Source organism: Alcanivorax sp. IL3, from assembly GCF_047495465.1.
In the GTDB taxonomy this organism is placed as follows: domain Bacteria; phylum Pseudomonadota; class Gammaproteobacteria; order Pseudomonadales; family Alcanivoracaceae; genus Alcanivorax; species Alcanivorax jadensis.
Genome location: NZ_CP179931.1, coordinates 2,856,312 through 2,881,069, shown reverse-complemented (window position 1 = coordinate 2,881,069; position 24,758 = coordinate 2,856,312). Strand labels below are relative to the sequence as shown.

24 protein-coding genes are annotated in these 24,758 nt (G+C 58.9%); 10 read left to right on the top strand and 14 right to left on the bottom strand.

The window, feature by feature from the left end; all coding sequences use genetic code 11:
• Window positions 1-25 precede the first annotated feature (25 nt).
• Window positions 26-1,279, top strand: coding sequence for a sialidase family protein (locus tag ACMG4M_RS13380; protein WP_232222113.1), 1,254 nt, complete (start codon window positions 26-28; stop codon window positions 1,277-1,279).
• The gene (locus tag ACMG4M_RS13375) at window positions 1,269-1,925 is read left to right on the top strand and encodes a hypothetical protein (RefSeq protein ID WP_035249205.1); all 657 of its coding nucleotides are present in this window, start codon (window positions 1,269-1,271) and stop codon (window positions 1,923-1,925) included. Before ACMG4M_RS13380 ends, ACMG4M_RS13375 begins: the two co-directional genes overlap by 11 nt.
• A gap of 118 nt (window positions 1,926-2,043) precedes the next feature.
• On the opposite strand, the gene ACMG4M_RS13370 is transcribed toward ACMG4M_RS13375, so the two are convergent.
• Together ACMG4M_RS13370 and ACMG4M_RS13365 are read right to left on the bottom strand one after the other, a co-directional pair.
• A complete protein-coding gene (locus ACMG4M_RS13370; protein ID WP_035249203.1) occupies window positions 2,044-3,588 on the bottom strand; it encodes a sodium:solute symporter in 1,545 nt (514 codons plus the stop codon).
• Window positions 3,589-3,664: 76 nt separating this feature from the next.
• Window positions 3,665-4,261, bottom strand: a complete 597-nt coding sequence (locus tag ACMG4M_RS13365; protein ID WP_084573500.1) for a cold-shock protein — start codon at window positions 4,259-4,261, stop codon at window positions 3,665-3,667.
• Window positions 4,262-4,541: 280 nt separating this feature from the next.
• Between ACMG4M_RS13365 and ACMG4M_RS13360 the strand changes: the two genes are divergently transcribed.
• A complete protein-coding gene (locus ACMG4M_RS13360) occupies window positions 4,542-5,588 on the top strand; it encodes a GNAT family N-acetyltransferase (RefSeq protein WP_414430186.1) in 1,047 nt (348 codons plus the stop codon).
• 344 nt (window positions 5,589-5,932) lie between these two features.
• On the opposite strand, the gene ACMG4M_RS13355 is transcribed toward ACMG4M_RS13360, so the two are convergent.
• The 8 genes from ACMG4M_RS13355 to ACMG4M_RS13320 form a co-directional block, all read right to left on the bottom strand.
• Window positions 5,933-6,298 (bottom strand): hypothetical protein, encoded by a 366-nt coding sequence (locus tag ACMG4M_RS13355; protein WP_035249197.1) that lies wholly within the window; start codon window positions 6,296-6,298, stop codon window positions 5,933-5,935.
• A 194-nt stretch (window positions 6,299-6,492) separates the two neighbouring features.
• Entirely contained in the window at window positions 6,493-8,400 is a 1,908-nt protein-coding gene (locus tag ACMG4M_RS13350) for a M48 family metallopeptidase (protein ID WP_414430185.1), read from the bottom strand.
• A 10-nt stretch (window positions 8,401-8,410) separates the two neighbouring features.
• Window positions 8,411-8,998 (bottom strand): LemA family protein, encoded by a 588-nt coding sequence (locus ACMG4M_RS13345; RefSeq protein ID WP_035249191.1) that lies wholly within the window; start codon window positions 8,996-8,998, stop codon window positions 8,411-8,413.
• Window positions 8,999-9,257: 259 nt separating this feature from the next.
• Entirely contained in the window at window positions 9,258-9,713 is a 456-nt protein-coding gene (locus ACMG4M_RS13340; RefSeq protein WP_035249188.1) for a DUF962 domain-containing protein, read from the bottom strand.
• A 238-nt stretch (window positions 9,714-9,951) separates the two neighbouring features.
• Entirely contained in the window at window positions 9,952-10,863 is a 912-nt protein-coding gene (cyoE, locus tag ACMG4M_RS13335) for a heme o synthase (protein ID WP_035249185.1), read from the bottom strand.
• A 2-nt stretch (window positions 10,864-10,865) separates the two neighbouring features.
• The gene (locus ACMG4M_RS13330) at window positions 10,866-11,936 is read right to left on the bottom strand and encodes a COX15/CtaA family protein (protein WP_035249181.1); all 1,071 of its coding nucleotides are present in this window, start codon (window positions 11,934-11,936) and stop codon (window positions 10,866-10,868) included.
• A 13-nt stretch (window positions 11,937-11,949) separates the two neighbouring features.
• Window positions 11,950-12,564 (bottom strand): hypothetical protein, encoded by a 615-nt coding sequence (locus ACMG4M_RS13325; protein ID WP_035249178.1) that lies wholly within the window; start codon window positions 12,562-12,564, stop codon window positions 11,950-11,952.
• The gene (locus ACMG4M_RS13320; protein ID WP_414430184.1) at window positions 12,564-13,319 is read right to left on the bottom strand and encodes an SURF1 family protein; all 756 of its coding nucleotides are present in this window, start codon (window positions 13,317-13,319) and stop codon (window positions 12,564-12,566) included. Before ACMG4M_RS13320 ends, ACMG4M_RS13325 begins: the two co-directional genes overlap by 1 nt.
• 160 nt (window positions 13,320-13,479) lie before the next feature.
• On the opposite strand from ACMG4M_RS13320, the gene ACMG4M_RS13315 reads away from it, so the two are divergent.
• Complete coding sequence (locus ACMG4M_RS13315; RefSeq protein ID WP_052042991.1) at window positions 13,480-13,737, top strand: twin transmembrane helix small protein; 258 nt, start codon at window positions 13,480-13,482, stop codon at window positions 13,735-13,737.
• A 472-nt stretch (window positions 13,738-14,209) separates the two neighbouring features.
• Here ACMG4M_RS13315 and ACMG4M_RS13310 read toward each other — a convergent pair whose 3' ends face one another.
• A complete protein-coding gene (locus tag ACMG4M_RS13310; protein ID WP_297770556.1) occupies window positions 14,210-14,539 on the bottom strand; it encodes a DUF1820 family protein in 330 nt (109 codons plus the stop codon).
• 400 nt (window positions 14,540-14,939) lie between these two features.
• On the opposite strand from ACMG4M_RS13310, the gene coxB reads away from it, so the two are divergent.
• From coxB to ACMG4M_RS13290, 4 genes are read left to right on the top strand one after another with little or no spacing between them, the layout of a single operon-like run.
• Complete coding sequence (coxB, locus tag ACMG4M_RS13305) at window positions 14,940-16,148, top strand: cytochrome c oxidase subunit II (RefSeq protein WP_272974582.1); 1,209 nt, start codon at window positions 14,940-14,942, stop codon at window positions 16,146-16,148.
• Between the two features lie 14 nt (window positions 16,149-16,162).
• Window positions 16,163-17,770, top strand: coding sequence for a cytochrome c oxidase subunit I (ctaD, locus tag ACMG4M_RS13300; protein ID WP_035249166.1), 1,608 nt, complete (start codon window positions 16,163-16,165; stop codon window positions 17,768-17,770).
• A 27-nt stretch (window positions 17,771-17,797) separates the two neighbouring features.
• Window positions 17,798-18,373 carry a cytochrome c oxidase assembly protein gene (locus ACMG4M_RS13295; protein WP_035249163.1) on the top strand — a complete coding sequence of 192 codons (576 nt, stop codon included), beginning with the start codon at window positions 17,798-17,800 and terminating at the stop codon, window positions 18,371-18,373.
• Between the two features lie 29 nt (window positions 18,374-18,402).
• The gene (locus ACMG4M_RS13290; protein ID WP_272963339.1) at window positions 18,403-19,281 is read left to right on the top strand and encodes a cytochrome c oxidase subunit 3; all 879 of its coding nucleotides are present in this window, start codon (window positions 18,403-18,405) and stop codon (window positions 19,279-19,281) included.
• Between the two features lie 130 nt (window positions 19,282-19,411).
• Here the strand turns inward: ACMG4M_RS13290 and ACMG4M_RS13285 are convergent, their stop codons facing one another.
• From ACMG4M_RS13285 to ACMG4M_RS13275, 3 genes are all read right to left on the bottom strand, one after another.
• Window positions 19,412-20,071 (bottom strand): alpha/beta hydrolase, encoded by a 660-nt coding sequence (locus ACMG4M_RS13285; protein WP_414430183.1) that lies wholly within the window; start codon window positions 20,069-20,071, stop codon window positions 19,412-19,414.
• A gap of 144 nt (window positions 20,072-20,215) precedes the next feature.
• The gene (gene rapA, locus ACMG4M_RS13280) at window positions 20,216-23,119 is read right to left on the bottom strand and encodes an RNA polymerase-associated protein RapA (RefSeq protein ID WP_414430182.1); all 2,904 of its coding nucleotides are present in this window, start codon (window positions 23,117-23,119) and stop codon (window positions 20,216-20,218) included.
• A 64-nt stretch (window positions 23,120-23,183) separates the two neighbouring features.
• Window positions 23,184-23,969 carry a helix-turn-helix domain-containing protein gene (locus ACMG4M_RS13275; protein ID WP_414430181.1) on the bottom strand — a complete coding sequence of 262 codons (786 nt, stop codon included), beginning with the start codon at window positions 23,967-23,969 and terminating at the stop codon, window positions 23,184-23,186.
• Window positions 23,970-24,164: 195 nt separating this feature from the next.
• Between ACMG4M_RS13275 and ACMG4M_RS13270 the strand changes: the two genes are divergently transcribed.
• The gene (locus ACMG4M_RS13270; RefSeq protein WP_035249153.1) at window positions 24,165-24,512 is read left to right on the top strand and encodes a DUF4345 family protein; all 348 of its coding nucleotides are present in this window, start codon (window positions 24,165-24,167) and stop codon (window positions 24,510-24,512) included.
• A gap of 51 nt (window positions 24,513-24,563) precedes the next feature.
• Complete coding sequence (locus ACMG4M_RS13265) at window positions 24,564-24,743, top strand: hypothetical protein (RefSeq protein ID WP_035249151.1); 180 nt, start codon at window positions 24,564-24,566, stop codon at window positions 24,741-24,743.
• Window positions 24,744-24,758: the final 15 nt, after the last annotated feature.

The following is a 24,758-nucleotide window of genomic DNA, read 5'->3' as shown; positions in this document are numbered from 1 at the left end:
TCATCTATTTGTTGGGGCTGCGTTGGTGGCGGGATATTTTGCCGCTTCACCGTCCCATCTCTGGCAGCCCGCCCCAACCATGGTGGTGGAACCACAGGGCAAGGTGCCGGACAACTCTCAATGGCGCAGCGCCTTTGTGTCCGATGGCGACACCCCGTTGGTCCATGCTGCTTCCATGGTGGAGTTGCCGGATGGCACCCTTCGCGCCTTCTGGTTCGCTGGCAGCCGTGAAGGTGCGGCGGATGTGGCCATCCATTCTTCGGTGTTCGATCCGCAGTCGGGTTCCTGGTCCAATGAAGAGCCAGTAATCACCCGGGAGCAGATTGGCCAGGGGTGGGGGCGGCATGTACGCAAGCTGGGCAATGTGGTGCCGGCTCTTGATGAAGATGGTCGCATGCGCCTGTTCGTGGTGGCGGTCAGTTTTGGCGGCTGGGCAGCAAGTCGACTTGTGGTGATGGAATCCTTTGATCAGGGAAAGAACTGGCGCTTCGATCAAGCACTGGTCACCACCCCCTTCCTCAATATCAGCACCCTGGTGAAAACGGCACCCATTCGTTACAGCGACGGCACCATCGGTCTGCCGGTCTATCACGAAATGATTGGCAAGTTCGGCGAAATTCTGCGGCTGGACAAAGACAGCCAGATTCTCGGCAAGGCCCGTATCGGCCATGGTCGCAAGGCCATCCAGCCGCTGGTGCTGGTGGATAGTCCAACCCATGCGGTTGCTTTCCTGCGTAATGAGCATGAACCCAACAACGGCTTTCTCTATCAGTCAGAAAGCCACGACGGTGGCTGGCAATGGGAAGCACTGGAATATTCTTCTCTGGAAAACCCCAGTGCTGCGTTGAGCGGTCTGGCCATGGATGAAGGGCACTGGCTGGTGGCGGCAAACTGCAATCGCCTTGAGCGGGATGATCTGTGCATACGGGAAACCCGTGATGGTGGCAGCAGCTGGCAGGAACGCTGGACTTTCCATGACCGGGAGCGCTGGCGTGGTGAGGAAATGACCGAGCAGCAATTCAGTGCGTTGATTGAGCCGGAGCTGAACAGTGATGTCCTGCCGGATGAAGAAGAGCAGCTGTTGGATCGAGCCCGCCACAACAAGTGTGACGGTCGGCTCGGCTGTGAATTCCAGTACGACTACCCCTACATGATTCGTTCCCGCAATGGTGATCTGCACATGGTGTACACCTGGAACAAAACCGCGATTCGCCACGTCTGGCTGAAAGCGGATTCTGCCAGCAAGAACATCGGCAAGGAGCAGAATAATGACGCTTGATATTCTGGTCTGTGCTCTGGTGCTGGTGGCAGTACAGTTGCGTATCAGCGCGTCGCTGTTATCCGTGCGCGGGCGGATCATTTTGTCCGTGGTGGTGTTCGTCTGGGCGGTGTTGCCGTTTCCGTGGGGGCTGGCACCGTGGGTGATCAGCTATCTGGCAGGCTTCAGTATCACGTCCGGTCTGTTGGCAATCCTGGCGATCCAGCATCGCATTGCCGGCCATTACTGGCTCCCCCTGAAACAGCTAAGGGGCGCCTGCCTGATGCTGGTATTGATGGCGTTGTGGTTCTACCCGATGAGCATGGGGTCCAGTTATGCCGATCCCTATGCCCTGGGCTTCGGCAATTTCGGTTTCAGTACCGCGCTGTTGCTGCTGGGATTGCTGGCCTGGGTGCTGCGCGCCTATGCCACCTGTCTGATCCTGGTGGCGGCGGAGTTGGCATTTGGTGCCGATCTGCTGGTCAGCGACAACCTGTGGGATTACCTGATCGATCCCTGGCTGGTGCTTTGGGCGGCCGGGTGGCTGATCCGTGATCGTCTGCTGCAGGCGCGGGCCATGCCCGCTCCACAACAGCCATCAGCGTCAGGCAATCAGTCGCGGGAATCTGCCGACAACGCTCTGGCGGCGCGATCATCCAAAAGCTGAAAGGCGGATTTACCACAGAGGGCACAGAGATCACCGAGGGAAAGACAAGTTTTTCTCTGTGTGCTCTGTGCCCTCTGTGGTGAAAAGGCTTTTGGTCCTGGGCTTTCTCGCCGTGATTTTAACGCGTTGGCAGTTCTTCTGTGTCGCCGGATTTTCCGCCTAGAGCACTCGCCGCCAGATAGCCCACCACAAACATCAACAGGTTGCCGATCAGGCCGGTGTAGTAGAGGTCAAAGGGGGCGCTTAGCGCTTCTGGCAACATCCCCTTGTTGGTGAGAATCGTCCAGCCGGTAAATACCAGGGTGCAGGCAATGCCGCACCAGGCTGCCCTTGCATCCCCTTTGTTACTGAAAAAGCCCAGCAGATACAGCCCCAGCATGCCGCCGCCCAGCAGCGATACCAGAATGGTGGAGGTGTCCTGCAGGGTTTTGGTATCCGCCTGATTCAGCCACAGGGCCCCGGCAATCATCAGGCCGGTGACGGCCACAGCGATGCCCCAGGCCACTTTCAGGTAATGGCGGTCATCCTGGCCGGGGTTGAAATGGCGTCGGTAAAGATCTACCACGCTCACCGTGGTTACCGAGTTGATGCTGGAATCCAGCGAGCTCATGGCTGCCGCCAACGCCGCCGCGATCACTAGGCCGGCAACGCCTGCGGGCAGGTAATTGGTGATGAAGTAGGGCATCAGGGTTTCGGCGCGAGCCTCGCCGCTGAGAATGGCGCCGGCCTGCACATCCGGGTAGACCTGAAAGAAGACCCACAGGGCGGTGCCGAGAAACATGTAGAAGGCCCAGATCGGCAGGGCGGTGAACAGGTACACCCACAGCCCCTTGCGGGCTTCGGCGGTGGATTGGGAGGCGCAGTAACGCTGCACCGTATTCTGGTTGCTGGAGTATTCGGTGAGCCAGTTGGTCAGGCCGATCAGCAACATCATGGTGGCAGTCTTCTCGCTCAGCGACAGCGACCAGGAGGTCTCGCCGGGGGCGCCGTCTTCCCAGGGAGCCAGGGCAAATTTGCCGGCCTTGCCGGCCTGATCAAAAATTTGCCCCAGTCCGCCGGGCAGAGCATCCAGGATCACCCACAGGCAAAGCAACCCGCCGAGCAGCAGCACCACGGTCTGCAGCACGTCGGTCCAGATCACCGCATCGATCCCGCCAATCACCGTGTACAACCCCACAAAGAGGCCGCCCAGCACAATGGCTGTGGCAGGGGACAGGTCGGTGACCTGCTGAATCAGCAGGGACAACAGCCACAGGATCATGGCCAGGCGCACCACCTGTGCCACCAGAAAGGCGACCGCGCCATAGACCCGGATCGAAGGCCCGTAGCGCTGTTCCAGAAATTCGTAGGCGCTGGTCATGTTGCCGCGCCGGAAATAGGGCAGGAAGACAAAGGCCGCCACCAGCATGGCCGGCAACAGGGCCAGGTTGGGCAGGTAGCGTAACCAGTCAGTCTTGAAGGCGTCGGCAGGGTAGGCCAGAAAAGTAATGGAGCTGATGGAAGTGCCCACCAGTGACAGCCCGATGACCCAGCCGCGAAAGCGACGGCCGCCAACGAAATATTCCTCGGTACTGGTATTGCGTCGGGAAAAGTAGATGCCGATGCCCAATACCACACACAGGTAGCCCGCCAGGACCACCCAGTCAGCCGTTGCCAATGTCATTATTATTTTCCACTACAGGCAGCATGCTGCACGCAACACACCGCGGCGTGCAGCATGTTGCGTGTGGCGTGATGCGTTACTGTTCGATGTAGACGTTATCGGCCTGTTCGCCGCGGTCGGACATGCGAGTATCAAAGCTGACCCGGGTACCAGTGCGCAGGCTGCGACGACCACCGTTCTGGACTGCCTTGAAGTGTACGAACAGTTCCTCACCACTGTCGGTGAGGATGAAGCCGAAACCCTTGTTGGGGTTGAACCACTTTACTTCGCCGCGCTGCTGACCGTTGCCGCCCAGGGGCAGTTTGGCCGGTATCAGTTTGCCCAGTGGCAACAGTGGCAGCAGGTAGACCAGCACCGGCAGCCACAGCCACCACTGATCCGCGAACACCACGCTGCCATGGCTGGCCACCAGGCCGGCCAGGTAGAAAAACACCGCCACATGCAGAGGCAGGCGCTGACCACCGCCAAGCAGGCAGACCAGGTTGACCACGGCCGCCAGCAACAGGCCCAGGCCGGTTTGTTGACTGTGAATGTTGGAAATTTTCACCACGGCGAGATTCTCGTGGAGGGTGACCAGTGCCATTTCCGGAGCGAACAGCAGCCAGGCGCCGGGAATGGCCAGTAACAGGGCTGCAACGACATAAAAAACGGTCAGGGGTTTGGAGACATTCATGAAATTGACGTTACCTTGTTGAGCAATGAGTGATAAAAGTAGCCGCTTCTGGCCATTACGCCGCTGCTTCGCGGAGAATATGCGGTCACAATGGATGGCGTTGGCCTGAAACAGTCTCTGTAAACCCGCCGGAAAACGAGGCGGTATTGCACGGCGGCACTGTTTGCGACGAGATCCCAGCCGTCGGCACAGGTTATTGAACCGTACAATCCGCGCATTGTACCCAAGCCAGCGGCGAAACTCATGCCTAGCAGCCTGCAAGAGCCCAACTGGAGTGACAGTGTCTGTTTATCCGTTCCTGAGCGACGCCTTTTTCGATGCCCTGCAGGGCTGTGGCGCCGTTACCCCGAAAACCGGCTGGCAGCCTTGCCACCTGGAAGTCGATGGCGGCTGGATGCCTCTTTATGCGCGCAGCCATTCCCGGGGCGAGTATGTGTTCGATTACAGCTGGGCGGACGCCTATCAGCGCCATGGCCTGGATTACTACCCGAAACTGGTTACCTCGATCCCCTTTACGCCGGTCACCGGTGCTCGCTGGCAGGGTGACATTTCTGCGGATTCGCTCTGGGGTGGGGTGCAGGAGACCCTGCGCGAGCAGCAGGCCAGTGGCTGGCATCTGCTTTTTCCGGATACGGCCTGCCGGGAACAGTTACAGGAACTGCCGCTGGTATCGCGGCAGGCCTGCCATTTTCGCTGGGTTAACCGGGATTATCGGGATTTCGATGATTTTCTGGGCCAGTTTCAGTCCCGCAAGCGCAAGAACCTGCGCAAGGAGCGGCGGCGCGTTCAGGAACAGGGGCTGACCATTACCCGTCATCAGGGAGGGCAGATCAGTGCCAACGACTGGGCGTTCTTCTACCAATGCTACGCCAGCACCTACCTGAAACGGGGTCAGCTGCCCTATTTAAACGAAGCCTTCTTTTCTACCGTCGGTGAGCGGTTGGCCGATCAGCTGATGCTGGTACTGGCCCGGGACAGAGACCGGCCGGTGGCCGCCGCCTTGTATTTTTTTGATGCGGACTGTCTTTACGGGCGCTACTGGGGTTGCCTGGAGGAGCGGGACGGACTGCATTTCGAGCTGTGCTATTACCAGGGCATTGAGTTTGCCATCGAGCGACAGCTGGCGGCGTTTGATCCGGGGGTGCAAGGGGAGCACAAGATTCTGCGCGGCTTCGAGCCGGTCATTACCTGGTCCATGCACCACCTGCGGGAGCCGGCTTTTCATAACGCCATCGCAGATTTCTGCCGGGAAGAAGCGGTGCACGTGCAACGTTACCGGGAAGAGGCGCGCAGCTTGCTGCCGTTCAGGAAAGGGGGCGGAGACTAGCTACGAGCTACGCTCGTTGGATAGGGAAAGGGTGGAAAGTTCCTCAGACCTCGGCATGTCTATGAAGCCGCTGTAGGAGCGGCGCTCTCTGTGCCCTGCGGGTATGAGCCGCGAACCGCGCCTGCGCGGAAATCGCCCGCAGGGCGATCAGGCATTTCAGAGCTCGACAGGTTTCCGAAAGCAGCGGACAGACTTTGAACTTTACCCCCTCGCTGCACTCGGTTCGCACCTCAAGCGGTGCTCCTACATTAAATCTTCAAATCCTCACCAAGGCTCGAATTGCGCCGCCAGCGACGCTCCTACGGCAGCAACCCGGATTCCGCTCTAGGGGCCCATCATTGGCGTCAGGCCGCCACTTGCTGCTCGCGCTGGTAGTACAGGGCCATGGTGACCAGGTCGCAGAGATCGGCGTTGGGGTGGTCCGGGGATTTGGGGCCCAGGCTGGCGGTGACATCTTCCAGGTCACAGCCCTCCGGGTCATTCAGGTCTGCCAGAAACTCCCAGGCATGGCCGTGATGATCCACCAGGGTGCCGGTATAAATTCCGTCGTCAAAACGGCAGACGCTGGAAAAGACCGTGCTGTTGATATTGAACCCCCGGGTTTTCACCCAGGCGGTCAGCGCAGGGTCCAGGCTGCCGTCCCTGAGTTGTGTGGTAGTGCTGGCGACGGCATCCCAGGCATTGCGGGTGCTGGCTTTGTTCGGTTCCATGGCGTTTTCCTCGGCCTTGCTCTTGGATCGTCCCTGAATATTCACGGCTTATCACACCGCCTGCGACCGGTGGCAGGATTATGGCGATGACTGCATTTTGCCTGCAATCTCAGGCAAACACAGAGGTGATTTGCTGCAAAGAGTGTAGGAAATATCGCACAAATGAACATTATTCATTTTTTTGAACTGCGTATTTATTGATTTTGATTGCCCGCAAAAAGCGGCGGTAGCGGACACTCCATCAAGGCTGCCATGGCTCGCAGCATCTCGGCTTCGCTCACCTGCACCTTGCCATCCGTTAGCACCAGGTCCGCCAACCCGTCGATCACCGGGCCTTTGAGCAGGGGAGACAGGTCGGCAAGTCGATCCAGCGCTTGTCCCAGTCGCTGACTGCTGCACTGGGACAGTGGTAGCAAGGTGCGGGCCTCGGGCAGCAGCCCATGGCTGGCTTGCCGGAACAAGGCCCGGGCCTGCTCGTCGCGGGCGCCGCTGGCCCAGGTCATTACCGAGAACGCCAGTTGCAGCTCGCCTGTCACCGCGCGGTAGCGGTGGAAACGGGTATGGCGATTGCGCCTGGCGTGGTCGTCGAGCTGTTGCCGGGCCAGGGCCACCAGTGCCCACTCGAACAGGGTGGTGCGCTGGTCTGCCCGGGTCAGGGTAGCCAGTCGCTCCAGAATCTCCCTGCGCTGGGCCGAGGGTTGTCCTTTAAGAGTAGGTAATGCCAGGTCGATGATGGGCAGACGCAGGCGGCTACCCAGTTCGGACAGCTGCTGGCTCAACGGCTGTAAAGCGGACAGGTGTTCGCTCATGCCGGCGCTTTTGAGCAGGCTTTGCGGATCGCTGTCCGAGCTGCTGATGATCAGGGCATACAAGGCCAGTTCTGCTTGAACGGGGTTGTGGAGTTTCTTGTGCAGATCTGCGGGAATGGCTTCCAGCAGCGAACGGGCATAGCCCACATCGGCCTCACTGACTGTGCCTACCCGGCTTGAAGTTGCCGGACCGGATCCTTCTGAGACGCTGCTGCTGGCATCACTGCCGCCACTGAACGCAGCAACACCTTCCGGTACCGACGCCGAGGGAGAGACATCTGGCTGACCGGCACTGCGCGCCCGAGTGCGTGCCCGGGCCACCCAGTCACTGCCCAGGGCCCCGAGACGTTCGTCCAGCGGTGGGTGAGTCGCCAGCAGGTTGCGAAAGCGAAAACCCAGGGTTTCCCCGAAGCACATATGGCTCATGTCCTCGGCGTGCACGGAATCCAGGTGGGAGCCATTGCCGTTACGAATCTTGATCAGCGCACCGGCCAGGCCAGCCGGATTGCGGGTGAACTGGACCGCCGAGGCGTCGGCCAGCAACTCACGCTGTCGGGAAATGGCGGCCTTGATCAGCCGCCCGAAGAACAACCCCAGATACCCCACCACGACCAGTGCCAGGGCGACCAGCACCAGGCTGTTACCCTTGCGATTGGAGGAGCTGCGCCGGGAAGAGCCGCGCAGCATGAATTCGCCGATCTTGCCCAGGGCCAGAATCCCCGCCAGCACGGCAATCAGGCGCAAGTTCAGGCGCATATCGGCATTGAATATATGGCTGAATTCGTGGGCGATGACGCCCTGCAGTTCGTCCCGGTCGAGTTTCTTCAAGGTGCCGTGGGTGACCACCAGCACGGTTTCGGAAGGCCGAAAGCCGGCTACAAAGGCGTTAATCGCCTCTTCCTTGTCCAGTACATAGAGTTGTGGGGCGGGGATGCCGGAGGCAATGCTCATTTCCTCCACCACATTGATCAGTTTCTTTTCGTCGCTGTGGCGGGTGTCCGGGTCAATCGGGCGAGCGCCGAGCATGGCGGCCAGTCCCTTGCCGCCGCGGCGTAATTTCCAGGTCTTGAACAGGCAGCCGCACACCATCACCAGCAGGGTGAACAGGCTGATGCCCAGCGTCATGGGATGTGTGAGCCACTGGCTGGGAGGAAGCTGCACGTCCATCCAGGCAAATGCCAGCAGCAGTGCCAGATTCACACAGACCAGAATGGCAACAACGGCCAGGAAAAAATACAGGACCAGCAGCCCGGTCTTGCGGCGGGCTCGCTCCTGATGTTGAAAGAAATCCATGGTCGCCGACTCAGAAGCTGACTTTCACTGCCTTGCGGGCTTCCTCAGTTTCTATCTTCAGAAGCTGGGCTTCCTTGAAGCTGCCAAACAGGCCGCCGATGAAATTCTGCGGGAACTGTTCGCGGTAGGTGTTGTAGTTCATTACCGCATCATTGAATGCCTGACGGGCAAAGCCGATGCGATTTTCTGTGCTGCTCAGCTCTTCCATCAACTGGGCCATGGTGTCGTTGGCTTTCAGGTCCGGGTAGTTTTCGCTGAGCGCAAAGAAGTTGGCCAGGGAGCCGGACAGCAGGGATTCGGCCTTGCCCAGGTTGCTTACCGCGCCACCATCGTCGGGATGTTCGGCTGCCGCTTTCTTGGCGCTCACCGCCTGGTTACGGGCCTCGATCACCTGGGTCAGGGTGTCTTTCTCGTGGCTCATGTAAGCCTTGGCGGTTTCCACCAGATTGGGGATCAGATCGTGACGGCGCTGCAGCTGCACATCAATCTGCGCAAAGCCGTTTTTGAAACGGTTCTTCAGGGCAATCAGGCGGTTGTAGATGGCAATGATGTAGATGATAACGGCGACGATAACGCCGATAAAAATAAGAGTCCCCATGACGATAGCCTTCCCCGTGCAGTTTTATTGTGGCTATAAACTACTGCAAAAGTGTTAATGGGGAAAGGCGGTGCTACCAGGCGCCTGTAGGAGCACCTCTTGAGGTGCGAATCTGAGCCCTGGCGAAGGAGTAGCGGTGATCCTTGCTTCAATGCTTTATCAATAAAATGCTTTTGGCGCTAACCTCTAACGCATCCCTCGCTATCGCTCGGTTCGCGCCTCAAGCGGCGCTCCTACAGCGGCGTTGTTGCGGGGCGATTCAGTATTTGATACCCCACTTGCGATACAGAAACCCCATGATCCAGGCCGGGCCGATCATCAGGTACTGGATGTCCTCGAAGAAGGAGGGTTTCTTGCCTTCGACCTTGTGTCCCCAGAACTGGCCGATCCAGGCCACCACAAACAGAACCAGTGATACCCAGAAGACGCTGGCGCCACTAGCGGCGATCAGTGACAGGACGAACAGGCAGGCCAGACTGAAAACCAGCATGCCCAGGGCAATAGGACGGGAAAGGCGAGCATAGTAGAGGGTGACGCCAACCAGGGTGAGGAACGCCCAGAAGCCGGCAAAGAAGGGGGCGGGGATGGCCCACAGGAAACCCACGATGCTGAAGAAGATGACCGGTACACAGGCAAAGTGGACTTTCTTGTTGGTGGGGTTCTGGTGGCTTTCGCCGTAGGCGTCCAGCCACTCATCCATGCTGCGCGTTGTCATGATGTCCTCCCGGGTTGTGGTTATACAGCCAGTATAACGCCAACTGGTGGGCGGGATGCGAGGGGCAATTGATAGTGGATAGTTGATAATTGATAACGGCGCGGATGGGCTGCTCAGTAGCCTGAAAGCAATGAGGCCGCGCCCAGACATTGAGCGCGGCCTCCTGCGTTGGAGAATCTGAAAAAGACTGGCCCGCGCCAGTTATCAATTCTCCATTCTCAATTATCAATTGGTCTTTTTACGCCCCCAGCCACGCGGCCACGGTTTGTGGTGTCACCGAAAGATAATGATCGACCAGCAGCGCGGTAAACAGCGCAAACAGGTAGGTAATGGAATAGCCGAAGGTTTTCATCGGCAGCTTGGGGTCTGTGGAAAACCGCAGGCGCACGGCATGGTAAAGAAACACCAGCCCCAGAATCAGGGCGCTGAGCAGGTAGATCAGGTCGCTCATGCCGGTCAGATAGGGTAGTAGAGTGCAGATAAACAGCAGGATGGTGTAGTAGAGCACCGACTCCCGGGTGAACGGGATGCCGTGGGTCACCGGCAGCATGGGGATATCCGCCTTGGCATACTCATCGCGGCGGTGAATGGCCAGGGCCCAGAAGTGCGGCGGCGTCCAGACGAAGATGATCAGCACCAGCAGCCAGGCGTAGGGATGCACCTCGCCGGTGACAGCGACCCAGCCCAGCAACGGCGGGATGGCGCCGGCGATACCGCCAATCACGATGTTCTGCGGCGTGGCGCGTTTCAGATAGAGCGTATAAATGAAGGCATAGCCGACAAAGCCGAACAGGGTCAGCCAGGCGGTGATCGGGTTGACCAGAAAATACAGCATGACCATGGATGCCGCCGCCAGCAGTACGGCGAAGGCAATGGCCGCTTTCGGGCTCAGCTTGCCGGCCACCAGTGGGCGCTTCTCGGTGCGCTTCATTATCGCATCGATTTTCTGGTCCATGATCTGGTTGATGGCCGCAGACGACATCATCGCCAGGGTCAGCCCCAGAAAGGCCGGGATGAAGATGTGCATCGGCACCATGCCTGCCGGCTCGGTGGCCAGAAACATGCCTGCCACGGCGGTCACCATCAGCAGCATGACAACCCCGGGTTTGGTCAGGGCCAGATAGTCGCGCCAGGTGGTGGATTGGCTCATGGTCACGCTCCTTGCGCTTTGGACGATGTGGACGGAGACGGTTGGCTCTGGCCGCATTTCACGTTAATCGCGCGGATGAAGAGTACCAGACTGGCGAGCAGCAGTACGGCCACAAAGTTGTGGGCTACAGCCACATCCAGAGGCACGGCAAACATCACATTACTCAGCCCCAGAGCGATCTGCACCACCAGCAAGGCGAAGATTCCCAGTGCGAAATTGCGGAAGAATACACTGCGTGCGCGGATCAGAATCTTGGCTACCAGTGCCAGCACCAGCAAGGTCACCAGCAAAGCGCCAAAGCGATGCATCACGTGGATGGTGGTGCGGGCATCGTTATCCAGCACACCGAACTCGTAGTCCGGCTTGTCATGTTCGTGGCCCCAGAAAATAAAGGCCTCGTCGAAATCCAGGCGATCCTGCCAGCCTTCTTCGCACACCGGCAGGTCGGTACAGGCCACCGCCGCGTAGTTACTGGCGGTCCAGCCGCCCAGGGCGATCTGCAGGATCACCGCGACCAGGGTGATGGAGGCAATCGGCTTGAGCATGCGCACGTCGCAATCATTGAGAAAGCGGGGCCAGCGGTAGAGGCGGGCAGTCAGTAATACCAGCAGGGTAAACGTGGTGAAGCCGCCCAGCAGATGCAGCATGACGATGGTGGGCTGCAGACCCATGGTCACCGTCCATTTGCCGAGAATGCCCTGAAAGATCACCAGCACCACCAGAAACAGGGGTAGTTTGAGGGGCTGTTTTTCCTGCTTGCGGTTGATGAAGGAGAGAGCCGCGATGATCAGGATTACCAGGCCCAGGGTCGAGGCGAAATAGCGGTGCACCATTTCCGGCACGGTTTTGTGAGCTTCGCGCAGGCTGCCGGGCATGCTTTCGTTGGTGGTATTCACATGGTTGATGGCCTTGCGGACATCCAGGTGGCCATAGCAGCCGGGCCAGTCCGGACAGCCCAGGCCGGCATCGGAAAGGCGGGTCCAGGCGCCGAGGATAATCACTACGGCAACCATGAAAACGGCCAGCAATGACAGCCGGCGCAGCCAGATTTGTGAAGGAGTAAGCGCTTGCATAGATAGCGTTCCGTTAACCGATCAGAGACCCTTTCAGGGTGCGTTTGAGATCGACGCGGATGTTTTCCGCCTCTTCCAGGGTGGCATCCATGTTCTCGTGCGTGGGGTAACGCATGAAGATCTGGCCGTCCGGGCTGACCAGGAAAATATCGCCAATCGGTTCACCGGCGGTGGTTTCATACACCGGCGCCAGGGCGTCGTTCACGGTTTGTGGTTCGGCATGAATCGATACCATGCCTTTCACATTGTTGTTCAAGAAATCGTTGAGGTCGTCGCCCGCCGTAGCGGTATGCAGGATTACTCGCCGCACCCGGTCCACATCCGCGCCCAGCGTCTGGCGCACCTGGCGCATCTGGTAATACAGGCCGTTCTTGCAGCGGGTATCGCATTCGCTGCCAGCCACATACAGGATGGTCCAGAGGCCAGCCATGTCGTCGCCGGTGTAGGCGTCGCCATCGTCATTGACCGCTTTCAGATTGGCCATGGCAATATGGGGAATCAGTAGCTGCCCCTTGTTTTCCCGCGGCAGTTCCCAGGGATCGATCAGAAAGCGGCCCGCCAGAAAGAACAGGACAAAAGGAGCAACGATCGCCGACAGGGTGGCAATGTTCTTGGTGCGTGGAGACATTAGGAGTGTTCCTCTCGCGTCTTTCGCCGGTTGCGCACGGCGGCGGCAACATATATCAGCAGGGCTGCCATTGCCAGCGCAAACCACTGCAGCGCATAAGCCCTGTGCTTGTCCGGGCCCATGGGGGCGATGTCCTGCCAGGGGCGTGGCAAGGGAGGGTGACCGCCCAGAGCCAGATCCGGGCGCACCCGGATTTCGAAGGGCGCCAATTCTACCCCAAGTTTTTCGCCAATGGCGTCAAAATCCACTTTCTGTACCCGTAAAGGCCACTGATTGTCTGGCAATGGAGCGTTCTGCAGTACAAATGTCTCCCGGGAGGGGCGATATACCGTTCCTGCCACGGTTATCCGGCCATTGATGGCGGGGATCTCGGGTAATTGTTCCCGCCGGGCTCCGCGAGGCAGCCAGCCCCGGTTGATCAGTACCCATTGGTTGTCCCGGGTCTGCAAGGGAGTTAACAGGTGGTAGCCAGCGATTCCATTGCGGATGCGGTTGTCCAGCAGCACGTTACGGGCGTTGTCCAGCTTGCCGGAGACAGCGGCTTGCCGGTGCAGGGGCGCCGGGTCGGCCAGCAAGGCAGGCAGATCTGCCGCAGGCTGACGGGCTTTTTCTTCCTGTGAGGCCTGCCACAGTCGCTTCTCCTCTGCCCGCTCCAGTTGCCACCAGCTCAGCCGCAGGCAAAGGGCGACAACCGCGAGGGTGGCCAGAAAGGCGATCCAGGACAGAACCGGGCTGCGGCTCTTGGTGTTTGACATGATCTTTGCTCTCGCGGCTGCAGCATCCGTTCTGAACGGGGTGCAGCGCAATAGTGCGTGCACTGGCAGGTGCGGCCATTACAATGGCAGCACATTGTACATAGTAAAACCCGATTTGCCGCCAAGTGAGGGTGAAGGGCCATCGAGACGGAGTGATTTTATGTGGTGGGTGAAACTGATTGTCATCGTGCTGTTGATTGCGGCAGTGGTTTCGCTGGGGCGGGCCCTGTTCTCTCTGGTCAAGGACGACGGCAAGTCCGGCAAGACCATGCGTGCCCTGGCCTGGCGGGTAGGCTTTTCGGCGGTGATCTTCCTGTTCATTCTGCTGAGCATGGTGATGGGCTGGATTCAGCCCCATGATGTGAATCCCACCAAGCGTTACGGCCAGCCCATTGAGCAGACTGACCAGGCGCAATAACCCTTCTATTAATAGAAGCCGGTTGTAAAAGTCAGGTAAAAGCGCGTTATCACCTCGAACTTATCCTTCTGGCGGACCTCTGACTTGCTGAGCCCGCCGGGTGCGGGCAAATGTGGTGAAGGGTCAGTTACGGATGACCAGGGAGCAGGATGCGCTTCACCCACCCCTTTCATTGTCTGGAGGCTGCGTTATGGAATGGATGATCCGAGTGATGGTGGTTCTGTTCGTGCGGCTGCTGGCCCGCGCCGAGCAGGTGGCGCTGAATACCGGCGAGCCGTTGCGGGATTCGTTCAAATCCCGGGTTTGAGGCCGATAGTGGTTTTTTTATCCGCTGACGGAACCTTTATCGTTCTCGCCGGACAAATCATGTAAGCAAGACACGTTTTCTCCTCTTGTAACATCAGGCAACCCTCGGGGCGTTCAGCGAGACTGGCGCCCTTCTTTTTTGCCTGTTGCCCACAGAGGAGGGGCCTTACTTCTTTGGCGCCGGCCCAGGGGGCATGGGGAAGGCCGTGATGTTGCCGCCACTGGATTCGATGATCTTGCCGACACCTTCCTTTTCCACCTCGTCGATACGGATCACCGCGTGCAGGGGAATAAAGGAACGCATCACGTCGTTGAATTCCCGTTTTAGCTTTTCCTCTCCCGGGTCCACCACCAGGCTGGCCCTTTCCCCGAACAGAAACTCCTCTACCTCGACGAACCCATAAAGGTCGCTTTGGTATATCTGCGAGGCATAGATCTCGTAAACATGACCCTGATTCTGGAATATCACCCGGTAGATTTGACGTCGTTTTGACATGGATGTGGTACAAGCTGTGTGTGGTAAAGGGGAGCGGAGTCTAGCACGATGAGGAGGGCTCGTATCTGCCTGAAAGGCTTGATAAACCCTACCTTTCGGCTGGACTTTGGCCAAGCGAATGACTAGAGTTGGCGCCCATATATGCAGTGGGGCAATTTGCCGCACCTGTGGCGATCTGGTGAAATCGACCGTGCTGATTTCTAGCTATTTGATTTTATTGGGTTTTGCCGTCCGCACGATCCCTGTTAGTGGCCGCCCCCTTGGTCACTGAGGTCTGCGTGACAAGGCGTTGGCTGCGGCTCCACGGCATCATCCTGAAACTTCGCTTTCCAGGTGCCGGTGACGGCAAAGAACAAGCGTGCCCTACGAGGCCATGCTGGGGAAAACAGGGAGCAAACGCATGCAGTCAACTCTGTTCCACCGCGCGGCGGTTGGTCTGACGTCACTGATGATCAGTGGTATGACCTTCGCCAGCGACTGGACCGAACGTTCCGAACTCGACCTGCGACCAGGGGTGACCCAGGTCAGTCAGGATATTCAAGATCTTCACACCACCGTTCTCTGGATTGTGACCGTCATTGGTCTGCTGGTGTTTGGCCTGATCGTGTACTCCATGATCAGCCACCGCCGCGCCAAGAACCCCAATCCGTCCTCCTTCCATGAAAACGTCTTCCTGGAAGTGCTCTGGACCGTGATCCCCTTCGTGATTCTGATTGCCATGGCGGTGCCTGCTACCCGCGTTCTGGTGCAGATTGACGACAGCGCCGAGTCCGAGCTGACGGTGAAGGTCACCGGCTACCGCTGGAAGTGGAGCTACGAGTATCTGACCTACGAAGACGATAACGATATTGGTGTGTCGTTCTTCTCCAACCTGGCCACGCCGCCGGAGCAGTACCACAACCCGGTTCTGGCCGGTGGTCTGTTCCCCTATGGCACTGCGAAAGAGCTGGTTGGTAAAGAAGCTCCCGAGAAAGACCACAACTACCAGCTGGAAGTGGATAACAAACTGATCATTCCTTCGGGTCAGAAAGTTCGTTTCCTGGTCACCTCTGATGATGTGATTCACTCTTTCTGGATTCCGGATTTCGGTGGCAAGAAAGACGCTATCCCTGGTTTCGTCAATGAAATGTGGGCGCTGGTACCGGAAGGTAAAGAAGGCACTTACTACGGTCAGTGTGCGGAACTGTGTGGCAAGAACCACGCCTTCATGCCCATCGCTGTAGAAGTGGTCACTCAAGACGAGTTCAAGACCTGGGTTGCTGAAGAGAAAGAGAAAGCCGCTTCCGGGCCGGATCTGACACCCTTCACCGGTCTTGATCAGGCCATGGAAGAAGGTAAGCAGACTTACGCCAGCGCCTGTGCCCTGTGCCACGGTGCCAATGGTGAAGGCGGTATCGGTCTGCCGTTTGCGGGCACTGACTTCGCGACCAAGCCGGAATACCTGAACGAACACATCGATGTGCTGGTCAATGGCCGTGCTGCCATGCCCGCATTCAAGGCTCAGTTGACCCCGCGCCAGATTGCGGCAGTGGTCACCTACGAGCGTAACGCTTTCGGCAACGATACCGGCGATCTGATCCAGCCCGCCGACGTTAACGACCACGAATAAGGGAGGGGATAGCAATGTCTACTGCAGCTGCAACCCATGATGATCATCACGATCATCACCACGCCCCGACCGGCCTGAAACGTTGGCTGTTCAGCACTAACCACAAAGATATCGGTACTCTGTACCTGTGGTTCAGCTTTGCCATGTTCCTCGCTGGCGGCTTCATGGCCATGGTAATCCGTGCCGAGCTGCTCGAGCCCGGCATGCAGTTTGTCGATCCGGAATTCTTCAACCAGATGACCACCGTGCATGGTCTGATCATGGTGTTTGGTGCGGTAATGCCCGCCACGGTTGGCCTGGCCAACTGGATGATTCCATTGATGATCGGCGCGCCGGATATGGCGCTGCCGCGGATGAACAACTGGTCCTTCTGGATTCTGCCGTTCGCCTTCACGATTCTTATTGGCTCTGTGCTGATGAGTGCCTTTGGTGACGGTAACCCCAGTGCGCCGAACTTCGGCTGGACCTTCTACGCACCGCTGTCCACCAAATATGGCCCGGATTCCACGGACCTGTTCATCTTGTCCGTTCACATGATGGGTATTTCTTCCATCATGGGCGCCATCAACGTGGTCGTTACCGTCTTCAACATGCGTGCCCCGGGCATGACTCTGATGAAGATGCCGCTGTTCGTCTGGACCTGGCTGATCACCGCCTTCCTGCTGATCGCGGTAATCCCGGTACTGGCCGGTGCAGTGACCATGATGCTGACTGACCGTCACTTCGGCACCAGCTTCTTCGATGCCGCCGGCGGCGGTGACCCGGTACTGTTCCAGCACGTGTTCTGGTTCTTCGGGCACCCCGAGGTGTACATCATGATCCTGCCGAGCTTCGGTATCGTGTCAGCGATCATTCCGGCCTTTGCCCGCAAGCCGCTGTTTGGTTACGCCTCCATGGTGTACGCCACCGCGTCCATTGCGCTGCTGTCCTTCGTGGTATGGGCTCACCACATGTTCACCGTAGGCATGCCGCTGGCCGGTACCCTGTTCTTCATGTACATGACCATGCTGATCTCCGTACCCACGGGTGTGAAGGTGTTCAACTGGGTGGCTACCATGTGGCGCGGCTCCATGAGCTTTGAGCTGCCAATGAAGTGGGCGATTGCCTTTGTGGTGCTGTTTACCTGTGGTGGTCTGTCCGGCCTGATGCTGGCGATTACCCCGGTGGACTTCCAGTACCACGACACCTACTTCGTAGTGGCTCACTTCCACTATGTACTGGTGACCGGCGCCATCTTCTCCATCTTCGCCGCTGCATACTACTGGCTGCCGAAGTGGTCCGGCGTGATGCCCAACAAGACCCTGGGTGAACTGCACTTCTGGAACTCCCTGATTTCCGCCAACCTGCTGTTCTTCCCCATGCACTTCGTGGGTCTGGCCGGCATGCCGCGTCGTTACGCTGATTACGCGCTACAGTTTGCGGACTACAACTTCTGGATTTCCATTGGTGGCTTCTGGTTCGGTCTGTCCCAGTTGCTGTTCCTGGCGGTCGCCGTGCTGTGCGCCATGAAGAAAGGCGAAAAAGCAGCGGCCAAGCCGTGGGATGGGGCCGAAGGTCTGGAATGGGAAGTGCCGTCTCCGGCGCCGTTCCACACCTACGACACCCCGCCGGTGGTCAAGTAAGTCCGGTAACGGACAGGAGCGGGCACCATGAGTGAAAAACAGCTCAGCGTGGAAGAACGCAACAAGCGTACGCTGAAGAAGCTGTTGATCTGGGCGGTAGCCATGTTCGGCTTCGCCTTCCTCATGGTGCCGTTCTATAACGTTATCTGTGACATCACCGGCCTGAACGGCAAGACATCCAGTACGGCCGCCACCGAGGTTCCCGAACAGGTGGTGGCGGATCGTACCGTGACGGTGGAATTCATTACCCAGAAAGGCGACGGCATCAGCGGTGAATTCACCTCTGAGACCAAGCGGGTCAAGGTGCATCCGGGGGAAATTACCCTGGTACATTTTTATGCCAGCAACCCGACCTCAAAGGACATGATTACCCAGAGCATTCCTTCGGTAACTCCGGGGGAGGCTGCGCGCTATCTGCACAAGACCCAGTGTTTCTGCTTTGACCAGCAGACCCTGGCCGCAGGGGAGCGTAAGGACATGCCGATGATTTTCTATCTGGACCCGGAAATTCCACGTCATATAAACCAATTCACTCTGTCCTATACGATCTTCGATGTGACAGAGCGGGTCGCCGGTAAAAATAACAGCGTGGCTGTGAACTGATAACAGCCGGTTGTAGAGGAGATTTTCGAATGGCTACTGACAAGTATTACGTTCCCGAGAGCAGCCCCTGGCCGCTGACAGCGTCCATCGGCCTGTTCCTGACCGCCATTGGCGGTGCCAAATTCATTCAGCAGAGCACCATGGACACCATGGAGCCGAGCTTTTTCGGCAAGCCGCTGTTCTTCATCGGTCTGGCCTGGTTGCTGCTGGTGATTGCTGCCTGGTGGCGCGATACCATCAAGGAATCCGTGGGCGGACTGCACAGCAATCAGCTGGGCGGCTCCTATCGTCAGGGCATGTTGTGGTTCATTTTTTCCGAGGTGATGTTCTTTGCCGCCTTCTTCGGCGCCATGTTCTACACCCGTTGGCTGATCATTCCGTGGTTGTCTGGTGAAGGCTCCAATGCCATGACCCACGAAGTGCTGTGGCCGGGTTTCCAGGCCATGTGGCCCCTGACCGTGACCCCGGACGGTACCACCACCACCCCCATGGGTGCCTGGGGTCTGCCGGCCATCAACACCGCCATCCTGCTGGTCAGCTCCATTACCCTGACCATTGCTCACCATGCCCTGCTGGAAAACCAGCGCGGCAAGCTGATCATTTTCCAGGCCATTACCGTGGTGCTGGGTGTTATCTTCCTGGGCCTGCAGGGCCTGGAATATGTGCACGCCTATGACATGGGTCTGACCCTGGATGCGGGTATCTACGGGAGCCTGTTCTTCCTGCTCACCGGTTTCCACGGTGCCCACGTGACCATCGGTACCATCTTCCTGTTTATCACCCTGATCCGTGTTATCAAGGGGCACTTCAGCCCGGATAACTGCTTTGCCTGGGAAGCAGGTGCCTGGTACTGGCACTTCGTGGACGTGGTATGGCTGTTCCTGTTCGTGACCGTTTACTGGTTGTAAGCAGGTCGCAGCACGCTACACGCTGCAGGTAACACGAAAAAAGTCGCGCTCCGAAAGGGGCGCGGCTTTTTTTGTTTCGACCTCGCATGGTGTGAGCAAGGCTTCAATAGAGTAACTGACAAGAGGAGGATCAGTCCGAGAGCACTTTGCTCAGCCATTGCCCGATATCACGAATCTGCTCCAGACAGACCATATGCTCCATGGGGTAGGTGAGGTATTCCGGTTGATAGCCCAGGCTGGTCAGGGTATCTACTGCCCGGCGGCCGAGCACTTCCGGCACCATGGGGTCCTGGCTGCCGTGGCAGACCAACACCGGCAGGGACGCATTGGCGGTAGAGGGGGTGACCGGCATTGCCATATAAGTGGACAGGGTCAGCAGGCCGGCCAGCTGTTGCGGGTAGCGCAATGCGGCCTGATAGGCCACGGCACCGCCCTGAGAGAAGCCGGCGATAACAATCCGCTCGGCGGGAATGCCTCGCTGGATTTCGCGCTCGATCAGGGCATCTACCGCATCTGCGGACGCCAGTACCCCGGCCTCGTCCACCTTGCGGTCGATATCCATGGCAAGAATGTCGTACCAGGCGGGCATCACCATGCCGCCGTTGACGGTGACGGGAATCTGCGGGGCATGGGGAAACACAAAGCGCACATCCAGCCCGGCGGGCAACTGTAACTCCGGCACGATGGGCTCGAAATCATTACCACTGGCCCCCAGGCCATGCAGCCAGATCACGGTAGCCGTGGCGTCGCCTGCCGGCTCGATTTCCACACACTTCAACAGTTCGCTCATGCTTTGTCCTTGTCTGTCATGGGGCCGCTCTTCTTCGTTGGAGCCTTGCTTGCAAGGCAAAGGGGTGAGTCAAGCTCGCCTCCCATGAAGCCTTCGCCTTGCGAGCAAGGCTCCAACGCCAGGTTCGAGGGCGGTGGATCGCTTTTACGCTCCGCCGGCTACAATCACACGTACCGCTTCCAGCTGACAGCGGGCTTCGCCAAGCACTTTCTCCAGGGCTTCCGTCTGGGCTTCCAGGGCCTGGATTTCCTCGTCGCGGACCGCCGGGTTCTTGGCCTGCAGTGCCTTCAGCCGAGCCAGTTCATGGCCCTGTTCCTGGCGCATTTTTTCCAGGGCGCCGTCGATGGTACCGCGGGCTTCTTCCACGGCGCGGGCTTCATCGGCCTTGAGCAGTTTATCCAGCAGCGGTTTCTGGCTGCCGACGATCTTGCGGCTCAGCGGCTTGTCCATCTTGTGGCACTGCTGGCTGAGTCCGTCGTGGCTGATTGCCTGGCTGATGTTCTTGCCGTTGGCATCGAGCAGGTGGCGAATCACCGTGGTAGGCAGGAAGCGGTCCGCCTGCAGGTATTTAGGCGCCACGGCATCAATGGTGTAGATGGCCTCGATCAACAGGGTGCCGGGGTTGATCTTGGGGTTCTTCAGCAGGCTCACGGCGGCCTTGCCACGGTGTTCGGTGAGCAGCATTTCCAGGCTGCCGGTGACCATGGGGTGTTCCCAGGTGAGGAACTGCATGTCATCCCGGGCCAGGGCCGTGGCCCGGCTGTCGGTCATGGTGATCCCTTCTTCCGGAAGCCCCGGGAAGGCATCACGCATGTGCTGGCCGGGCTTGAGGATCACGGCGGTGTCGGAATGGTCTTCCTGATCCACACCATAGCGGTCGAATACGCGTTGCATGAAGGGCAGGGGGCTGTCGTCGTCACAGTCCGCCAGGGCCTGTTTCAGTTGTTCGGCCCGCTCGCTGTCAAAGGAGCTCAGTTCCAGCAGACGGTCGCGGCCGGTTTCCATCAGGGTGTGCAGCTCATCGGCAACGGTGCGGGTTTCCGCCACCAGGGCATCAATGGCGGTGTATTCCGGGTCGCCACACAGTAGTGGCTCCAGAGCATCGCGGCTGCGCAGGTAGATGTCGTGGCCAGCCGGGTTGGTGTGTTCGAAGGCGTCCATGCCTTCGTGATACCAGCGGAACAGCACTTCCTGGGCGTGGGCCTCGAAGTAGGGCACATGGATCTGGATGTCTTCGGTCTGGCCGATACGGTCCAGCCGGCCGATACGCTGTTCCAGCAGGTCCGGGTTCAGCGGCAGGTCAAGCAGTACCAGATGGTGGGCAAACTGGAAGTTACGGCCTTCTGAGCCGATTTCAGAACAGATCAGCGCCTGGGCACCATCCACATCATCGGCGAAGAAGGCGGCGGCGCGGTCGCGCTCGATCAGGTCCATGTCTTCGTGGAACATGGCCACGTTCATGCCCAGCTTGTAGTTGCAGTGAGCATGCAGATCGGTGGCAGTATGGCGGTTGGCGCAGATCACCAGCACCTTCTCTTTGCGGTGCTGTTTGAAGAACTGCTCCAGCCAGTTCACCCGTGGGTCCAGGGTGCACCAGCGATCGTCATGGAACAGGGTTTCCGGGTGCAGGTGACCTTCCCGCTCCTCGTCGCTTTCGTAGTGGTACTCCTCCGGCAGGGGAAGCGGAATGCCGTGGACGTGGCGCGCCGGGAAGCCGGCAATATTGTGGCGGGTGTTGCGGAACATCACCCGGCCCGGGCCGGAGCGATCCAGCAGTTCGGCCAGGATCGCCTCGCGCTGGTCTTCGTTGATGGTCATGTCTGGTAGCAGGCGGGCCGCTTCGGCTTTCAGGTCTGCGGACCAGCTGGCCTCGTCATGGAGCTTGCCGGCCAGGCTGGCGATTTCCTGGTAGTGGGACTGCTCCTCGCGGAAGGCCTCCAGGCTCGGGTAGCGATCCGGGTCCAGCAGGCGCAGGCGGGCATAGTGGCTTTCCAGGCCGAGCTGTTCCGGGGTGGCGGTGAGCAGCAGCAGGCCGCGGGCCTGGCGGGCGATGGTTTCCACCCGCTGGTAGTCGTCGCTGGGGGCATCCGGTGCCCATTCCAGGTGGTGGGCTTCATCCACTACCAGCAAATCCCAGTCCGCTGCCGCCAGCTGGTCGATGTCGCACTCGGCAAGAAAATCGGTGCTGCACAGGATCAGCTGTTCACTGAGGAAAGGGTTGTCCCAGGTCTGCTGCGCGTCTTCTTCGTTATCCTCGTCCTCGCTTTCCGCCGCCTCTTTTTCCTCTTCGATAATCTGCGCCAGCATGTCCTTGATGCTGGTTTGCGGCTGCAGAGCGTTGAGCCGTTCCGCATCGAAAATGGAAAAGTGCAGATTGAAACGACGCACCATTTCCACAAACCACTGGTGCACCAGCGGCGAAGGCACCACCACCAGCACTCGTTTGGCGCGGCCGCTGAGCAATTGCTGATGGAGAATCAGACCGGCTTCGATGGTCTTGCCCAGGCCGACTTCGTCGGCGAGTAGTACACGGGGGGCGAAGCGATTGGCCACCTGGTCGGCAATGTAGAGCTGGTGGCCGATCAGGTCGATGCGCGGGCCACGCAGCCCCTTGATGGTGGACTGCTGTTGCTGGCAGTGCGCGTTTAGCGCATCCACACGCAGTTCAAACCAGCGATTGGAGGACAGCTGGTTGGACAATAGGCGATCCAGCGCTGTGGTCAGGCGCAGTTTGTGTCCCAGATGGGTTTCCGGCACCGGCTGTATATCTTCCGGCTGGCCCAGCGGGTGAGCCATGTAGACCTTGAGGCCGTTGAGTTCGTTGACCTCGGTAACCACCAGCTCCAGTTCGTCGGCGGTGCGGATGGTGTCGCCGGTGCTGAAGATGACCCGCGACAGGGGCGCATTGTTGATGGCGTAGGTGCGCTCCTCTTCTACCGCCGGGTAGCCCACGGTGACCAGTCGGTAATCCAATTCCTTGATGATGCCGAGGCCCAGTTCGGTTTCGGATTCGCTCAGCCAGCGCTGGCCGGGGGTAAAATCAGTCATTATCACTGCCGGTTGATTCTCGGGGGGCGAATTATACGGGTTTGCGCCTGCCCCTTCGATGGGGTTATTGAATCTGCTTGCGAAACCAGCTGCGGGTGGCGTCATCGGCGGGGAAATAATGCTCGATACGCAGCTCTTCCATCACCACATCCAGAGCGGTGCCGAAACTGGCCAGGGTGGAGAAACTGCGCAGGCGCTGCCCGGCCAGGTCGATGTCCAGGGCCAGCATGGGCTCGCTGCGGTCACCGGGCGGCTCCTGGTGGAGCAGAGCCTCCACATCTGCCAGTTCACCCAGGCGTTTGAGCAGGCTAGCCAACCCCGGATCCGGTCTCGCCTGGTGGTCCCGGTGCAGGCGTCGTAACAGAAAGCTCGCCACGTCCTCCCAATTGACCAGAAAGGGCCGGTAGCCCTGGGGGTGAAACACCAGCTCCACCACATTGGCGGTCTGTGGGAAGGGGCCGCGCTCCTGCATCATCAGGCTCATCAGTTGTTGCTGGGCCTGATTGGCCATCAGCACATTCCAGTGGGCATCCAGCACCACGGCAGGGAAGGGGTTGTGATTGACCAGCATGATCTCCAGCGCCTGGCGCACCGGTGCCATGGCGTCGCTGTCCAGATCGGTGTTGCTGAAGGCCGGAGCATAGCCGGCGGACAGCAGCAGCCGGTTGGTGTCCCGGCAGCTCAGCTCCAGCTCCATGGCCAGCCGCTTGAGCATAGGGGCGCTTGCCTGGCTGCGGCCGGTTTCGATAAAGCTCAGGTGACGGCTGGACACCTCCGCACGCAGGGCCAGATCCAGTTGGCTCAGGCGTCGTGTCTTGCGCAGTTCAGCGAGTATCTGTCCGGTTTGCATGGGCTCTCCTGGAGCGGGGTTGTCTGAGTTCCGGATAAGCATGAAAGAGGGCGACAGGCTTCACCATTACCTCTGAGGTAATTGTTCCTCTTCCCTGATCAGCGGACTCTGACCTGAATCTATCCTAACCATACCGGCGGCGCATCACGACTTTACGTGCTTCCGGCTACCGCTATCTGAATAGGGGAGTCACTGATGATACTGATTGCTGCAATCACCTTTCTTGCCATGGGCCTGTTGGCGCTGATCGCTCCGCAAATCATCACCGGAATGGTGGATCTGCCCACATTGCCCATGGCCGCGCGCAACGAAGTTCGGGCGGTGTATGGCGGTTTTGGTGTCGCCATGGGCGCCTTGTTGTTATTCAGCGGCCATTGGTCGCACTGGCAGCCGGGGGTGGTGTTGACGGTCGGTGTGGCCCTGTTGGGCATGGCGGTGGGTCGCCTGGTTGCCTGGGGGGTTGATGGTCGGCTGGAACGGTTTCCGGCCCTGTTTCTTGTCGGCGAGGTGGTGCTGGGGATTGGCTTGTTGCTGGCGCTTTGAACGGGAAATTACGCTATCCTCGGTGGATCGTTATCAAGATGTAATGTGGTCATGGGCGATATTCTGCCGTTCAAAAAACCGGAAAAGAAAACCCCGCGCAAAGGCATGTGCCAGCATGGCTTTCATAAGTGGGTGGTGTGCAAGGACAAGCAATTCGATGTGAAGCAGGGAAAGCTGGTGACGGTGTATCGTTGCGAACGCTGCAACAAACAGAAAGTGAAGGCGCATTAGCAGCCTGCAAGGACG

Excerpts from the sequence above, each read along its gene's own strand:
- ACMG4M_RS13375 (WP_035249205.1), top strand. The coding sequence starts at position 1,269 with ATGACGCTTGATATTCTGGTCTGTGCTCTGGTGCTGGTGGCAGTACAG.
- ACMG4M_RS13370 (WP_035249203.1), bottom strand. The coding sequence starts at position 3,588 with ATGACATTGGCAACGGCTGACTGGGTGGTCCTGGCGGGCTACCTGTGT.
- ACMG4M_RS13365 (WP_084573500.1), bottom strand. The coding sequence starts at position 4,261 with ATGAATGTCTCCAAACCCCTGACCGTTTTTTATGTCGTTGCAGCCCTG.
- ACMG4M_RS13355 (WP_035249197.1), bottom strand. The coding sequence starts at position 6,298 with ATGGAACCGAACAAAGCCAGCACCCGCAATGCCTGGGATGCCGTCGCC.
- ACMG4M_RS13350 (WP_414430185.1), bottom strand. The coding sequence starts at position 8,400 with ATGGATTTCTTTCAACATCAGGAGCGAGCCCGCCGCAAGACCGGGCTG.
- ACMG4M_RS13345 (WP_035249191.1), bottom strand. The coding sequence starts at position 8,998 with ATGGGGACTCTTATTTTTATCGGCGTTATCGTCGCCGTTATCATCTAC.
- ACMG4M_RS13340 (WP_035249188.1), bottom strand. The coding sequence starts at position 9,713 with ATGACAACGCGCAGCATGGATGAGTGGCTGGACGCCTACGGCGAAAGC.
- cyoE (WP_035249185.1), bottom strand. The coding sequence starts at position 10,863 with ATGAGCCAATCCACCACCTGGCGCGACTATCTGGCCCTGACCAAACCC.
- ACMG4M_RS13330 (WP_035249181.1), bottom strand. The coding sequence starts at position 11,936 with ATGCAAGCGCTTACTCCTTCACAAATCTGGCTGCGCCGGCTGTCATTG.
- ACMG4M_RS13325 (WP_035249178.1), bottom strand. The coding sequence starts at position 12,564 with ATGTCTCCACGCACCAAGAACATTGCCACCCTGTCGGCGATCGTTGCT.
- ACMG4M_RS13320 (WP_414430184.1), bottom strand. The coding sequence starts at position 13,319 with ATGTCAAACACCAAGAGCCGCAGCCCGGTTCTGTCCTGGATCGCCTTT.
- ACMG4M_RS13315 (WP_052042991.1), top strand. The coding sequence starts at position 13,480 with ATGTGGTGGGTGAAACTGATTGTCATCGTGCTGTTGATTGCGGCAGTG.
- ACMG4M_RS13310 (WP_297770556.1), bottom strand. The coding sequence starts at position 14,539 with ATGTCAAAACGACGTCAAATCTACCGGGTGATATTCCAGAATCAGGGT.
- coxB (WP_272974582.1), top strand. The coding sequence starts at position 14,940 with ATGCAGTCAACTCTGTTCCACCGCGCGGCGGTTGGTCTGACGTCACTG.
- ctaD (WP_035249166.1), top strand. The coding sequence starts at position 16,163 with ATGTCTACTGCAGCTGCAACCCATGATGATCATCACGATCATCACCAC.
- ACMG4M_RS13295 (WP_035249163.1), top strand. The coding sequence starts at position 17,798 with ATGAGTGAAAAACAGCTCAGCGTGGAAGAACGCAACAAGCGTACGCTG.
- ACMG4M_RS13290 (WP_272963339.1), top strand. The coding sequence starts at position 18,403 with ATGGCTACTGACAAGTATTACGTTCCCGAGAGCAGCCCCTGGCCGCTG.
- ACMG4M_RS13285 (WP_414430183.1), bottom strand. The coding sequence starts at position 20,071 with ATGAGCGAACTGTTGAAGTGTGTGGAAATCGAGCCGGCAGGCGACGCC.
- rapA (WP_414430182.1), bottom strand. The coding sequence starts at position 23,119 with ATGACTGATTTTACCCCCGGCCAGCGCTGGCTGAGCGAATCCGAAACC.
- ACMG4M_RS13275 (WP_414430181.1), bottom strand. The coding sequence starts at position 23,969 with ATGCAAACCGGACAGATACTCGCTGAACTGCGCAAGACACGACGCCTG.
- ACMG4M_RS13270 (WP_035249153.1), top strand. The coding sequence starts at position 24,165 with ATGATACTGATTGCTGCAATCACCTTTCTTGCCATGGGCCTGTTGGCG.
- ACMG4M_RS13265 (WP_035249151.1), top strand. The coding sequence starts at position 24,564 with ATGGGCGATATTCTGCCGTTCAAAAAACCGGAAAAGAAAACCCCGCGC.